The sequence below is a fragment of the Nostoc sp. ChiSLP03a genome, from assembly GCF_034531215.2.
Lineage (GTDB): Bacteria > Cyanobacteriota > Cyanobacteriia > Cyanobacteriales > Nostocaceae > Nostoc.
Genome location: NZ_JAVRBQ020000173.1, coordinates 11,629 through 24,241, shown reverse-complemented (window position 1 = coordinate 24,241; position 12,613 = coordinate 11,629). Strand labels below are relative to the sequence as shown.

General features: G+C 40.8%; 15 protein-coding genes. 7 read left to right on the top strand and 8 right to left on the bottom strand.

Features of this window, described 5'->3' with window-relative positions:
* Positions 1-26: 26 nt before the first annotated feature.
* A complete protein-coding gene (locus RMY32_RS29290; protein ID WP_322712949.1) occupies positions 27-1,604 on the bottom strand; it encodes a M23 family metallopeptidase in 1,578 nt (525 codons plus the stop codon).
* Between the two features lie 196 nt (positions 1,605-1,800).
* Positions 1,801-2,619, bottom strand: coding sequence for a biotin--[acetyl-CoA-carboxylase] ligase (locus RMY32_RS29285; protein ID WP_322712947.1), 819 nt, complete (start codon positions 2,617-2,619; stop codon positions 1,801-1,803).
* A gap of 77 nt (positions 2,620-2,696) precedes the next feature.
* Here RMY32_RS29285 and pgeF point away from each other — a divergent pair, with 77 nt between their 5' ends.
* Positions 2,697-3,482: a peptidoglycan editing factor PgeF gene (gene pgeF, locus RMY32_RS29280; RefSeq protein ID WP_322712945.1), complete on the top strand. Its 786-nt coding sequence runs from the start codon at positions 2,697-2,699 to the stop codon at positions 3,480-3,482.
* A gap of 49 nt (positions 3,483-3,531) precedes the next feature.
* Here the strand turns inward: pgeF and RMY32_RS29275 are convergent, their stop codons facing one another.
* The 4 genes from RMY32_RS29275 to RMY32_RS29260 form a co-directional block, all read right to left on the bottom strand.
* Complete coding sequence (locus RMY32_RS29275; RefSeq protein WP_409884266.1) at positions 3,532-3,879, bottom strand: hypothetical protein; 348 nt, start codon at positions 3,877-3,879, stop codon at positions 3,532-3,534.
* On the bottom strand, positions 3,876-4,193 hold the full coding sequence (locus RMY32_RS29270; protein WP_322712942.1) for a hypothetical protein: 318 nt from the start codon (positions 4,191-4,193) through the stop codon (positions 3,876-3,878). The genes RMY32_RS29275 and RMY32_RS29270 overlap by 4 nt, the downstream gene beginning before the upstream one ends.
* Before the next feature lie 26 nt (positions 4,194-4,219).
* The gene (gene csaB, locus RMY32_RS29265) at positions 4,220-5,257 is read right to left on the bottom strand and encodes a polysaccharide pyruvyl transferase CsaB (RefSeq protein WP_322712988.1); all 1,038 of its coding nucleotides are present in this window, start codon (positions 5,255-5,257) and stop codon (positions 4,220-4,222) included.
* 208 nt (positions 5,258-5,465) lie between these two features.
* On the bottom strand, positions 5,466-5,615 hold the full coding sequence (locus RMY32_RS29260) for a hypothetical protein (protein WP_322712941.1): 150 nt from the start codon (positions 5,613-5,615) through the stop codon (positions 5,466-5,468).
* A gap of 103 nt (positions 5,616-5,718) precedes the next feature.
* Between RMY32_RS29260 and RMY32_RS29255 the strand changes: the two genes are divergently transcribed.
* The 6 genes from RMY32_RS29255 to RMY32_RS29230 all read left to right on the top strand — a co-directional run bounded on the left by RMY32_RS29255 (position 5,719) and on the right by RMY32_RS29230 (position 10,107).
* The gene (locus RMY32_RS29255; protein ID WP_322712940.1) at positions 5,719-6,429 is read left to right on the top strand and encodes a TVP38/TMEM64 family protein; all 711 of its coding nucleotides are present in this window, start codon (positions 5,719-5,721) and stop codon (positions 6,427-6,429) included.
* Positions 6,430-6,638: 209 nt separating this feature from the next.
* On the top strand, positions 6,639-7,637 hold the full coding sequence (locus tag RMY32_RS29250) for a glycosyltransferase family 2 protein (RefSeq protein WP_322712939.1): 999 nt from the start codon (positions 6,639-6,641) through the stop codon (positions 7,635-7,637).
* Between the two features lie 116 nt (positions 7,638-7,753).
* Positions 7,754-8,089 carry a DUF2499 domain-containing protein gene (locus tag RMY32_RS29245; RefSeq protein ID WP_322694250.1) on the top strand — a complete coding sequence of 112 codons (336 nt, stop codon included), beginning with the start codon at positions 7,754-7,756 and terminating at the stop codon, positions 8,087-8,089.
* Positions 8,086-8,385, top strand: coding sequence for a DUF3593 domain-containing protein (locus RMY32_RS29240; protein WP_322672270.1), 300 nt, complete (start codon positions 8,086-8,088; stop codon positions 8,383-8,385). The genes RMY32_RS29245 and RMY32_RS29240 overlap by 4 nt, the downstream gene beginning before the upstream one ends.
* Positions 8,386-8,432: 47 nt before the next feature.
* Positions 8,433-9,206, top strand: coding sequence for a 1-(5-phosphoribosyl)-5-[(5-phosphoribosylamino)methylideneamino]imidazole-4-carboxamide isomerase (gene hisA, locus RMY32_RS29235; protein WP_322712938.1), 774 nt, complete (start codon positions 8,433-8,435; stop codon positions 9,204-9,206).
* 496 nt (positions 9,207-9,702) lie between these two features.
* Positions 9,703-10,107 (top strand): hypothetical protein, encoded by a 405-nt coding sequence (locus RMY32_RS29230; protein WP_322712936.1) that lies wholly within the window; start codon positions 9,703-9,705, stop codon positions 10,105-10,107.
* Positions 10,108-10,291: 184 nt separating this feature from the next.
* On the opposite strand, the gene RMY32_RS29225 is transcribed toward RMY32_RS29230, so the two are convergent.
* Positions 10,292-10,483, bottom strand: coding sequence for a hypothetical protein (locus tag RMY32_RS29225; protein WP_292774856.1), 192 nt, complete (start codon positions 10,481-10,483; stop codon positions 10,292-10,294).
* Positions 10,484-10,956: 473 nt separating this feature from the next.
* Complete coding sequence (locus RMY32_RS29220) at positions 10,957-12,537, bottom strand: hypothetical protein (protein ID WP_322712935.1); 1,581 nt, start codon at positions 12,535-12,537, stop codon at positions 10,957-10,959.
* Between the last annotated feature and the right edge of the window lie 76 nt (positions 12,538-12,613).

Sequence of the window (12,613 nt, the reverse complement as noted above, 5' to 3'; positions counted from 1 at the left end):
CTTCACTCCTCACTCCAAACTTTCTTCTAACTGCCTGGTTCCTGGCTCACCTGAGCGGTTTGCAAACCCCGCACTAACTGACTGAGGGCACTTTGTAATTCCACGCCTGGGTCAGAAGCAACCCACCCATCTTGTGTCAGGTGGCGGACTTCAAAGTGCAGGTGAGGACCTGTGGAGTTTCCAGTACTGCCAACTCGCCCGATGACAGTTCCAGGTTGTACCCACTGACCGGGTTGAACAAGGATTTCTGACATGTGACCGTAGAGAGTTTGTTCAGCAGATTTGTGATTTAGGATAACAGTTAAACCATAACCACCCACCCAATTAGCAGTTTCCACTTGACCCGCAGCAGCTGCCAAAACTGGTGTTCCTGTAGGCGCACCCAAGTCTGTACCAGCATGGAAGCGTTGAGTACCTGTGATTGGATGAATTCGCCAACCAAACAAAGAAGTAATAGGAGCGGGAATAGATAGTGGATACATCATTCCCGTACCACTATAAGCTACTCTCCCCATATAGGGGATTTGCGGCAATACTGATGCTAGTGAGAAGTCGTAAGCTACGTTGCTGGGGCGGGGTGCAATGTTACCATCTGCCATTGGTGGCGGTAAAGTCCCACCACTCGGTGCAATGGGAGCTGCACTCACTGTTGTCGGGCTGAATTCAGCAGGAGTCGGGATAAACCGATTCGGGCGAAATGCGCTCTTGGTGACGACACCGCTAGAACCACTTTGAGCAGCACGCCATCTACTAGTATTGCCAGTAGTTGCAATTGGCCGCACGGGTGGAACTACTGGTAATTGGGCGTTTTGACTTCTTTTGAGCCAATTAGGTGATGATTTACCATTAGAATCAGCTACACTCCTTTGGGGTACTTTGGCGCAAACGCCGCCTAATACACTTTGCCCTGATGGCAAAATGGCTCGACAACCACTGGAGCGTTCTGTAACAATTACAGAGTTTGGTGCTTGATAAGTAGCTGTTGCACCACTGTCATAACTATTAGGATCGATATAAGCGTTATTATAATCCTTGGTTTTTTCCGCCGTTGCACTGACAGGGCTGTTAGAGTTATTTGATGGTTGAGCAACTACTGGAAGTTTTTCAGGTGCATAGCGGGCTGGGGTGTTGGGTTTTTCCTGTCTCACCCTGACAGGAGTAACCTGGGAGGCTTCTACTTTAGGCTTTGACTGTCTGATAATCACAACAGGTTCAGCAGCTTCGATTTTGGGTGTATACTGCCTAACTGGCTCTTTTGATTGAGCAACTTCTGGCTTGGCTAGTCTTTGTCTGAGTCTGGCTCGCCGTTGGGAAAATTCCGGTTGCGCTTGAGCGGCTTCCGGCGACGCAACAGCCTGTTTTTTAAAAGTCGAGGCTTTAACTGGATTTGTAACTGCTGTTGGTTGAGAACTTTCAACAGTGGGAACGATGTTGTCTATTTGTGCTTCCGTTTGGGCAAACACGAAGCCACCGCTAAGGAGGCTAACGCTACTCAGCCAACAGAGGCTCTGAGCTGGTAGTGTTGAGGCAAAACGTTTTTTTGTTAGACTTTGCTGCCATAAGTAATGCAAACGATGATCGGCAGAATTTTTGCGCTGCGTCATTTGTTCTCTCAGTTGTGTGTAATTGCCTAAAGAGATGATGCTAGTACAGCACGGCGTAAATAAACCACCCATTCAAAATCAACGAAACGCTTACGCTGTATTCATTTTGAATTTTGAATTTTGAATTTTGAATTCCGCCTTGCGGTGCTAGTGGTTTGTCTTGCCCCAAGAGCGAAATTTTGAACAAACCTCAAATTTAAACGGAAGATTTATGGTACCCCAAACTGATTGTACCGGGTTCAATATAAATTTCCGGTGTAATTAATTCCTTTGTATCATGTGTTTCTAAATCAACTCGTAAATTTCCTTGAAGAGTCACCCCAACTACTGTACCCGAAAGATTATTGACATACACCCGATCGCCTATGTTTGTAAACAATTCTAAATAGCGAGACAAGAGTATATTTACTCCTTCTTGTTCAAGGCACTCCATACCGGATTCTATTCCTAGTAAGACTTTAGAAGTGAGCATTTCCAGACACGAAATTGGTCTGAAATCTTGGGAAGCTTGCCACGATTCCAGATTGATTCCAGTTTCTGGTACTGGGTTTATCCAGTTAATACCAATACCGATTACTGCTTGGGTAATTTGTCCTTTGTTTACTTTGGTTTCTGTCAAAATGCCGCCTAGTTTGCGACCATTTAAAACTAAATCGTTAGGCCATTTTATCCCAACATCTATACCGCATTGGCGCAATTGCGACGCAATTCCCCAAGCAGTAGCAAAAGTTAGCTGATAGCTGTCAGTAGCCTCTATTTTGTGGTCGAAAGAAATCGCCACGGAAACATATAATCCCCCAGCCGGAGAAATCCACTGGCGGCCCCATTGTCCCCGCCCAGCAAATTGCACAGTTGCGATTACTACTGTCCCTGAAATAGCCCCTTGGTTGAGTAAGTTCCAGAGGGTTTGGTTGGTTGAGGAGACGCTTTCAAAAAAATGAAGGGAAAATGGTAAATATGTATGCTTACGCCCTGCTTGCAAGGCTGCTTCCAAGTTTTGCAAATTAAATCCCACAGCAGTTAACCTAAATTCCGTTGTTCAAGTTAGCATTGATTGGCTGATGAGTGATTTCTGTTTAGGTTTGGTTGAAGATGCACATTTGGCACTGGCGCAATTGGGAAGGACTGCCCTATCTAACTTGTAGTATTCTGGAAGGTTGGCATCACGGCTTCTTTACCCAGCAGTTTTGGCCGCGATCGCCACAAGTTATCACAGAAGTATTGCAACCAGAGGCATCAGTCTATCGCTTAAAGCAGGTTCATGGCAATACTGTTCTCACCCCCCAAGAAGTTGAAAGCTTCTTAAGTTCTGCTGAAGAGGATTTCGCCTCGGCAGATGGTTTAATCAGCGAACAGCCAAGACAAGCGGTTTGGGTCGCTAGCGCAGATTGCACACCCGTGCTAATTGGGGATGTGCGAACTGGACAAGTGGCAGCATTACACGCGGGTTGGCGGGGGACTGCTAAAAAGATTGTGCCCTTGGCGATCGCTCGATTACAATCCCAAGGCAGCCAACTCGATGATTTACGTATCGCTATGGGGCCTGCGATCGCTGGTGAGGTTTACCAAGTCTCCATTGAAGTGGCTGCCGAAATTGGGGCTAGTATTATATCACAGAATGACGAAGAAAAAATTGTAACTGCATTACATGAGTTACCAAATTCACCTTTACTAGAAGACCCTAATCCAGGAAAGGTAAGGCTAGATGTGCGGCGAGTAAATACCTTACAACTGGAAAATATGGGGATTAGTGCAGAACAAATTGCGATCGCACCTTATTGTACTTTCCAAACTCCAGAGCATTTCTTTTCTTATCGTCGAGAGAAAGAGAAAAAAGTACAGTGGTCAGGGATTGTTAGCGGCAAAACAAGTCACTAGCATTCAAATGTGTTTTGGCTGATAGAGCGATCGCTTTATCAGCTTGGATTCAATATATAAATTCGCCATGTTGTGGATCAAAAATACGGCATTTTAACTGATGACAGAGATCCTGAATAATTCTCAAATCACACATGCCAACATGGGGCGAGAGATAAATCAACTTTACGGGTTCATCATCTAAAAAGACTTTCCATACAGAAAAATCACTAGGATTTTCTCTAGTGCATCCTGGAAAGTAATAATAACCATCATGGAATTCAACGTCAGGATAAAGTTCATAAATTACAGAAATTATTTCTGTGCCAATACCAATTTCTAAAATATTCTCTTCATTGATATAGTTTATCGAGAGAAGGTCAGGTGATATTCGCATTAACCATAAACTGAGACTCATAACCTGCCGCAGGTTCCTGTATCGTTGAGTCGGAATATAGTAAGTTTTACTTCGTTAGTATTGCCATAAGCATCATGAATTTTTTGCATTATCCCCAAGAGTGTTGGGTCAATGAGATACTCTTCTGTTTCAGGATCGATGGCAATATGCCAGTTGTAATGGATTTCGATCAAAGTTGGACGTAAGCGCTCGAAAACAGCACGACACCGCATAGCAAGAGCATCACGTTGTTCCTGACGCTGGTGTACTTCTTCAGAGACTGAGGTTGATGCTGGTAAAATGCGAGTGCGTTTTGGTTGGGATACCTGTGTCATATCATTCCTCATATCTAGACAAAAACTTAACTTAAAGCTTCACTCAACAGTTCACAGTGCATTAAAGCGCCATCCACCAAAGATTGGATTTTCTCTGATGATAAAGGATCGCCATTGGCGTAATGCTCCATCCAAGTCAGACCAATTAAATTGGGATCATCGGGTAAACTCGTTAAATCCCAACCAGGCATTTCCAAGTCTTCCATGAGACGATTTACCTTGGGGTCATAACTGAGAGCAAAGCAGCGACAACCTTCAGCAGCTGCCATAATCAAACTGTGTAAGCGCATTCCAATTGCCATTTCCACACCGCGAAACACACCTTTCAAAAGTTGCGGATCTTCTAGACACAAAATCTTGCTAACATCTTTAAGATGTGGTTGAATAGCTTCGGCAATACTTAAATCTTCACTTTTTTGAAACGGTAGTAATAAAATAAATGCTTGCGTGGCTTTTTGAAAATCCACCAAAGCACGAGTTAAATTTGCTAGACGTGTTTCTGTCAGTTGGGGATGCGATCGCAACGTTACCGCAACTCTCGGTGCAGGTAAATCCCAAAGTCCGGGTACTGGTTGAGATTCCAACGCCCAAACTGGGTCAGGAGCTATCATACAAGGAATTTGCCAATTAGATAATAAAGCCGCACTGGCGCGATCGCGGACACTAACTTTGGTACAATTCTTAAAGGTTTGCCGTGCTAACCAACGAGTTTGCGGACGCACCAAAGGGCCAATACCCTGCGCCCAAGCAACAGTTTTCAAACCCATTTTCTGCGCTAATGCCATCAGCCCCCCGTAATAAAATGGGCTGATAGTGCTAGTAACATCTTGAATGAGACTCCCGCCGCCCCAAATTAAGGCATCACATGAGCGTAAAGCTTGTAGTACATCTAAGGGAGCCATGCGATCGTAGGTTTCTACATTGTAGCGATCGCGGGTTTCCTCTGGATTACCAGAAAGCACCACAGGCGTTACGTGAGATGGTAACATTTGCAAAAGCGTTGCCAATAAAGCTTCGTCACCACCATTACCTTTACCGTAATATCCAGACAATAATGCCCGCATTTTGACCATTTTGGATTTTGGATTTTGGATTAATTAATAGCTATTGTTAAATGAATCTCTGTCTCCCATATAGATGGTAAACTCATTCCCAAGTTCTATAGCAGTGGTCAAACAACTTAGGAAATTCATTGGCAAATCGTCAGAGAGCTAATGTCACAGTTATCCATAGCAGACTTGTCTTAAGCAGGATAGCAGGCGCTATAATTACTTACATTTTTTCAACTCCAAAGTGTTCACTTCCGGTTTCATTGACAAAAGTCTTGCTAGCTTGCGGTTTTCTGGTCTGTGATTGGATAGGTAGATACTTGGATAAAGGTTGCGATCGCTTCTCTTTAAAACTAGCTAATACAATAGACATCTAGTGAAAAATCCTTGTAGAAACTCGAAATTTCGCGTCTCTACAAGGATTTAAATTTTCAAAAGATGGGTTTTGTTACACAAAAAGTAGGAGTAAAGTTCTAATGTGGAACTTGAAAACTGGTATTTTGCTACTCACGCTGAGTTGCATAATTGCAACTGGTATAACCGTATATCTTCTTGGCGGCATTGAACCAGTACAAATTCAAGCTTTGCTGAAATCTTCTGGTATCTGGGCACCTATTATTTATATTGCTTTGTACGTTGTGGCAACCATGTTAGTTTTGCCCTCAACGGTACTAAATTTGACTGGAGGTGCCATTTTTGGCCCTTGGCTGGGTACTGTCTGGACTAGTGTTGGAGCAGTCATTGCGGCAATAATTGCCTTCGTTTTTACTCGAACTATTGGACGCAAAACAGTTGCAAAAAGACTAGCAGGACGCTGGCAAGCTATGGATGCTGAGGTGCGTCGTGGAGGGCTTTTTTATATGTTTGCCATCCGATTAGTACCAATCATGCCCTATGGCTTGGTCAACTTTGTCGCGGGACTGACTTCGATTAGCTTTAAAGATTATGTTCTCGGTACAACACTTGGTACTGTTCCTAGTGTCTTACCTTTTGTACTACTAGGTAGTTCTGGTCTGAAGGCAGTGAACACAGGCGATTTTTTGCCGCTAATACTTGCATTAGGCTTAACTGGAACACTGGTAGCAGGGTCTACTTGGTATCGTCATCGTCGAACTTTTGCCAAAAAAGCTGTAGAAAGCCTGAAAAAATCAGACTCTTCAGATAACATAAATCCGAAGAATAAATAAAGTATGAGCATGAAACTTGAGTGTTGCTAGGTATACTGTGAACCACAGCTTTTTGATCGCAAGCAGCCTGTTATCTTATACCAATTTGAAAAATGATTGCGACAGATGGAAAACCGAAACACTTATCCAATGGAGATTTCACAATCCAAAATCTAAAATCTAAAATCCCAAATGGTATTAGTTGTAAAAAAATTAAACAATATTTTTAGATGCTACCAAAGTATTCATTCATTGTTCCAATTTATAACGAAGAAGAAATTATTCCAGAACTATACCGCAGACTGAGTGCAGTAATGAATCGGATGGATGGGCTTGTCGAATTAATTTTAATCAATGATGGTAGCCGCGATCGCTCCCTACAATTATTACGAGACCTCCATCAAAAAGACCCGCGCATTTGCTATCTGAGCTTTGCTCGTAACTTTGGTCATCAAATTGCCGTAACTGCTGGTCTTAATTTTGTCCGAGGTCAAGTTATTGTCATCCTTGATGCAGACTTACAAGACCCACCAGAACTAATCCCCGACATGGTTGAAAAATGGCGACAGGGCTATCAAGTCGTCTACGCTCAACGCACTCAACGCCTTAAAGAAAGATGGTTTAAGCGTTTTACTGCCTATTTTTTTTATCGTATCCTTAAGAAGCTTGCAGATGTAGAGATTCCTACTGATACTGGTGATTTTTGTCTAATGGATCGGCAGATTGTAGATATTCTCAATTCTATGCCAGAACGTACCCGCTATATTCGTGGTTTACGTTCTTGGGTTGGCTTTCAGCAAACAGCAATTCAGTTCGAGCGCAACCCCCGCTTTGCCGGGAAAGTTAAATACACTTTTACCAAATCCTTAGCCCTTGCTATCAATGGTCTAGTGTCTTTTTCAATAGTGCCACTGCGGTTATCAACCTACTTAGGCTTAGTAGCAGCGGCGGTGGCCATCTTCATGGCTTTATTAGTCTTGTATTGGCGTCTTTTTGTCCCCCATTCGCCTTTAACTGGGTTTACGATTATTTTGATGGCAATTTTCTTTCTCGGCTCTGTGCAGTTAGTCAGTGTTGGCATCTTAGGTGAATATATAGGGCGCATCTACGAAGAAGTTAAAGCCAGACCCCTATATACTTTGTCAGAAGTAGGTGGTTTTGAGCGCAAATCCTTCAACTCAACGAGCAATTCTGACAAACTAGATAATTTAGAAGACGTTTATAAATAAGAATCTTTATTTGGCGTTGCATAATAAAGGTTTGTTTAAACAAATATAAAATTCAATATATATCACCTTGACAGTGCTACTCTCCAAATCCCTAACTCCCAACTCCTAACTTTCTTATGCACGCCCTTTCGATTCCTACCTGGATTATTCATGTTTCTAGCGTTATTGAGTGGATTGTCGCCATTTGGTTAATCTGGACTTACGGCGAACTGACTAATAACCGCAGCTGGTGGGGATTATCCCTGGCGATGTTACCAGCTTTAGTCAGCGCTATGTGTGCTTGTACCTGGCATTATTTCGACAACGCCGAATCTCTGGAATGGCTGGTAACGCTTCAAGCTACCATGACTTTAGTTGGTAATTTTACACTTTGGGCGGCGGCGTATTTGATTTGGCGTTCTACCAAATCAGTTAACACTGTTGAACCAAACCCTATCAAATCAGAGCAATGATTTCTAAAGAAACCCTGTTTGCACTTTCACTGTTTCCCTATTTGGGTTTCTTGTGGTTTATCAGCCGCAGTCCGCAAATGCCGCGTTTGGCGCTGTATGGATTTTACGGCACTCTCGTTTTTGTTGCCATTACCATCCCCGCGGGGATTTATGCTGTATTGCATTATGGTAAGTCTTTGGCCAATGTAGATTGGTTGCACGGTGGTGCAGAAGTATTTTTGACGCTTTCTAACATCTTGCTTGTGCTAGGTTTTGGGCAAGCTGTAAGGCAATTACAAATGAAAAATGAAAAATAGTAAATTCAGCTATAGATAGCGTTTTGATTGCAATGAGGAAGAGTTAAATGGACGTAATTCCAGCGATTGATTTACTAGAAGGTCACTGTGTGCGACTGTATCAGGGAGACTACGATCGCTCGCAAGTTTTTAGCGAAAATCCTGCTGATGTTGCCAAACAGTGGGTAGATGAAGGTGCTACCAGATTGCATATAGTTGATTTAGATGGTGCTAAAGCAGGTAAAGTAGTAAATTTGGGGGCAATTGAAGCGATCGCTCATGCGGTGTCAGTACCCATTGAAATTGGTGGAGGATTGCGCGATCGCAACAGTGTACAACAAGTATTTAATCTAGGCATACAGTGGGCAATTCTCGGAACCATTGCTGTAGAACAACCGCAGTTAGTGCAAGAACTCTGCCAAGAATTTCCCGAACAGATTATTATCGGTATTGATGCCCGTAATGGTCGAGTCGCAACTCGCGGCTGGTTAGAAACCTCAGAAGTTTTAGCCACTCAACTGGCTGTACAAATGCAAGAATTGGGCGCAGCCGCCATAATTTACACAGATATCCACCGGGATGGTACACTTACAGGGCCAAATTTACAAGCTTTGCGAGAACTTGCAGCAGCAATTTCCATCCCAATAATTGCTTCTGGCGGGGTAAGTTCTGTCACCGACTTGTTGAGTTTGTTGGCGTTAGAACCTCAAGGCGTGACTGGCGTAATTGTCGGACGTGCCTTGTATACTGGGGATATTTTATTCAAAGAAGCATTACGAGCGATCGGGCCTGGGCGAATTCAGGATATTCCCCCCAATCTTGGTTTTTCTACCTTTGCTTGACATTTTCTTGGCAAGTTCGCTATCAAAATCTAGAATTACTCTGGTTGCGCTGGTGGGATAGATAATCAAGGATGCGACAAATAGACCATCTTGTAGAGACGCGATGAATCGCGTCTTTAACCAAGAATGTATTGCAATCATTAATTGAATTGATATTAGTTTAATTAATTTGACAACTATCTTTAGATAGATAAGGTAAACACTACCTTATTTCTGATTACAAATTTCTTGTTAATTGTGAAAAATTTACATTTCATATTTGATTGATTTTGTCAAGATGTAATCCCTTGTATGATTTAAAAAATCAGTAAGGCCTTCTCTGGACTGAATTTATATTAATGCTTTCAGTAGATGCAGTTATGACTTTGGAAATGCAATAATAAATGTGTTCTCAAACAATATAGTTGCTGTGATTCAGATAAAAAATTTAAATTTTATCAGACTCTAGTAACTTTGGTTTTTAGAAAATTGTTTGATGTTTTGAGAAGGTAACACAATGAATAAAATCCTAAAACGCACACTTTTACCCAGCCTCATGGCTGCAAGTTTAGCTGGTGTAACCTTAGTTCCCGCCAAACCCGCTGCTGCTGATGACCAAGTACTAAGAGATGCAGGTATTGGAGCTGTTACCAACGTTGTAACCGGAGCCGTTAGGGGAAATGGCAGTGTATTAGGGAATGCTGTTAAGGGTGGTGTCACTGGTGCAGCCGTCAATGGTGCAAATGGTCTGAGAAATACTCGCAATCGCCGTCACCGGAACGCCGCTCAAGATGTCGGAGTCGGTGCAGGCACTAGTGCATTGACTGGTGTAATTACTGGCGATAAGAGAGATACTCTTGGCAATGCTATTGATGGTGCAGCTGTTGGTGGAGCAATCCATCTATTAACCAACGGTAAATAATTGGTAAATTCATCAGCTGAAATATTTTCCAACGGTTAACGAACTTATCCCTCCCTAATTGCTCTCTTTGGTAAAAGGAGCAAACCTAACCTCGCTTCCCTAGTAGGGGAGCGAGGTTATAGGTTATTTATTTGAGATATATACCACCGTCAGGATTGGATGACGTTAGGCTTAATAGTAATCCCTAACCCTTCAACGCCTTTCTAAAGTTTCGACGATAAGACTGATTTGTAATAAACAAAGCTGGCCATAGCAAAGATAAACCAATCCGATTAGTCAAAGTTGGATTAAAATTAGTCCGTCCAAACCCATTCCAAAATTTCCAAGCGCCGCCTCCGTAAACCCCTATCAAGCCGATAAAAATTAAGGTACTCATTCCCATCAACTCCGTTAGTAACTGACAGAATTTAAGTTAAGTTTTAACACACGAGGTAATCACCTCATAAGGAACACCGAGAAGGTATGACAAAACTCCCCAGTTTTGGATATATAAGCCAGTTAAACACACATTCTCTTATTCCAGTGTAGATTAGCCTCACGCATCCCAGCTAGTTATCAGCGGTGGCAAGCTAGTCAAAGGATGCAAAAGCGTTATTTTTGAGGTGTTTTGGGGACACATTTTGCTTGTATAACAATTAAGCCCTTAGCTTTTAACATAAAACAACGCTATAAAATGGCTAAGAAAGCAGGATTAGTTCCTTGCTGTAGCTTTAAGGAAATATCTTTCATTATCGATAGCCACTGGATAAAACAAGTATTTATGGCGATACACTCAAATGTAAATGCCGATCCTTTAGTACAAAAAAGTTAATACCATATTAAACTACAAAGTTCTGTGGTGCATTATTTTTATACTTCATCTACCCAATATAGATAATATCTTTCATTATCCACCCAGCCTCTCTGAAAATCTTTAATTGGAACAATTTTCAAATCATTGCGATTGACATTCAGTTTTTTATTTAAAATCAGCAAAACTTTATTTCGCTCATCTTGATTTTGAAGTAGAGAATTAATCTGGCTTAATATCTCTGCTTGTTCCACTTCTTGACGACCTTTTTTAAATAAAGTAAAGCTTCCCATTTTCTCAATCTCTGGATAGTAAAACTTTCGATTCAGATAACCCGATAAAGGAGCCATATTCGCATCTCGACTGGCAACAATAAACTCATTATCCAATTCAGATTTATGAATATATTGGGCTGTTTCGCGACTAGCAGAAAATGGTACAATTAAATCTCTTGAAAAACTATAAATTCCTCCCCCAAACTGAACATAAAAAATAAGCATCAAAGCCAGATAATGCCATTTATGAATCAATGTAATTGAACGTGGAACAATAGAAATTTTATTAAGTAAAACTAGAGACTTTTGATAATAACTTCCCAGCCATAAAGCAGCTATTAGAACTAAATAAAAATGTCCAAAATGCCGTGGCATACCTATAAATCTCAAGTATGTAAAGGCAAATAATATACAATTGCCTATCATGTAGAAAAAGAAAATAACTGGCTTTTCAGATAATTTGATTAAAGTTAAAACTACAATAAATAAAACAATTGTCGCACAAACAATTAAATCCAACCATCTTTTATGTGTAGGAATAATTAATAAATAACTACCAAATACTCTGCCAACGCTTCTCAACAGATGACGGATATCTAATTGTATTAGCCAACCATTATTTAACCCACCGTGAAGATAACTATCTGTCGGAGGAGTAATAATATAAATGGATAAAATAAAACATAATGTGATAATTAAAATACTTAAAAATAAGTCATATTTTTTGGTTTGAGTAAAATAGTGTTGCCGATGTTCACTATCAAAACAAAATTCAACTAGCAAAGTTAATAATAAAGAAAATGATACTAGTAAACCATAAGCACTACTATTTGCTAGTAAACCCAATAGAATTGCCAAATAAGCATAAGTTATTTTTCTAGATGCAAAAACTGTACAGAATGCAAAAACAAATAACATACTAAAGGCATAGTTTCGAGAAATTAAAAGATATTCGTAAAAAGGAAAGAAGCCAAAAGAAAATAAAAATTTTTGTTGATAGTTAAAAGGGCTATATAGGCAAAAAAGTGTAACGGAAACAACAGTAATTGCCAAATGGAAAATTTGCATAATAATCGGAGAATCAACTATTTTTCTCAAAATTGCCAGAGAAAAATACCATAGAACAGGATGACCTTCATAATGAATATTTGCAATTAAATCCCCGAACGATTCACTATCTCTGACAATCAGCCAGGGATTTAGTTCATCTCGCCACATGGAATGATTAAGAATACCTATTAAACCAAGAAAAGAAAAAATAATAATAATAAACCAAGGAGAATTAAAAGGTAATTTTGAAGTATATTTACTAATTTTATTGCTTAACATTGTTAGTTCAGAATACAATTTTTTTGGAATCGGCAAGATTGCTGTAAATGCGATTATTCTCAGATATTCTTCTGATTCTTTAACTATTCAGACAGATGAATTCTGAATTTTG

Coding starts and splice junctions, on each gene's coding strand:
- RMY32_RS29290 (WP_322712949.1), bottom strand. CDS start 1,604: ATGACGCAGCGCAAAAATTCTGCCGATCATCGTTTGCATTACTTATGG.
- pgeF (WP_322712945.1), top strand. CDS start 2,697: ATGCACATTTGGCACTGGCGCAATTGGGAAGGACTGCCCTATCTAACT.
- RMY32_RS29275 (WP_409884266.1), bottom strand. CDS start 3,879: ATGAGTCTCAGTTTATGGTTAATGCGAATATCACCTGACCTTCTCTCG.
- RMY32_RS29270 (WP_322712942.1), bottom strand. CDS start 4,193: ATGACACAGGTATCCCAACCAAAACGCACTCGCATTTTACCAGCATCA.
- csaB (WP_322712988.1), bottom strand. CDS start 5,257: ATGCGGGCATTATTGTCTGGATATTACGGTAAAGGTAATGGTGGTGAC.
- RMY32_RS29260 (WP_322712941.1), bottom strand. CDS start 5,615: ATGTCTATTGTATTAGCTAGTTTTAAAGAGAAGCGATCGCAACCTTTA.
- RMY32_RS29255 (WP_322712940.1), top strand. CDS start 5,719: ATGTGGAACTTGAAAACTGGTATTTTGCTACTCACGCTGAGTTGCATA.
- RMY32_RS29250 (WP_322712939.1), top strand. CDS start 6,639: ATGCTACCAAAGTATTCATTCATTGTTCCAATTTATAACGAAGAAGAA.
- RMY32_RS29245 (WP_322694250.1), top strand. CDS start 7,754: ATGCACGCCCTTTCGATTCCTACCTGGATTATTCATGTTTCTAGCGTT.
- RMY32_RS29240 (WP_322672270.1), top strand. CDS start 8,086: ATGATTTCTAAAGAAACCCTGTTTGCACTTTCACTGTTTCCCTATTTG.
- hisA (WP_322712938.1), top strand. CDS start 8,433: ATGGACGTAATTCCAGCGATTGATTTACTAGAAGGTCACTGTGTGCGA.
- RMY32_RS29230 (WP_322712936.1), top strand. CDS start 9,703: ATGAATAAAATCCTAAAACGCACACTTTTACCCAGCCTCATGGCTGCA.
- RMY32_RS29225 (WP_292774856.1), bottom strand. CDS start 10,483: ATGAGTACCTTAATTTTTATCGGCTTGATAGGGGTTTACGGAGGCGGC.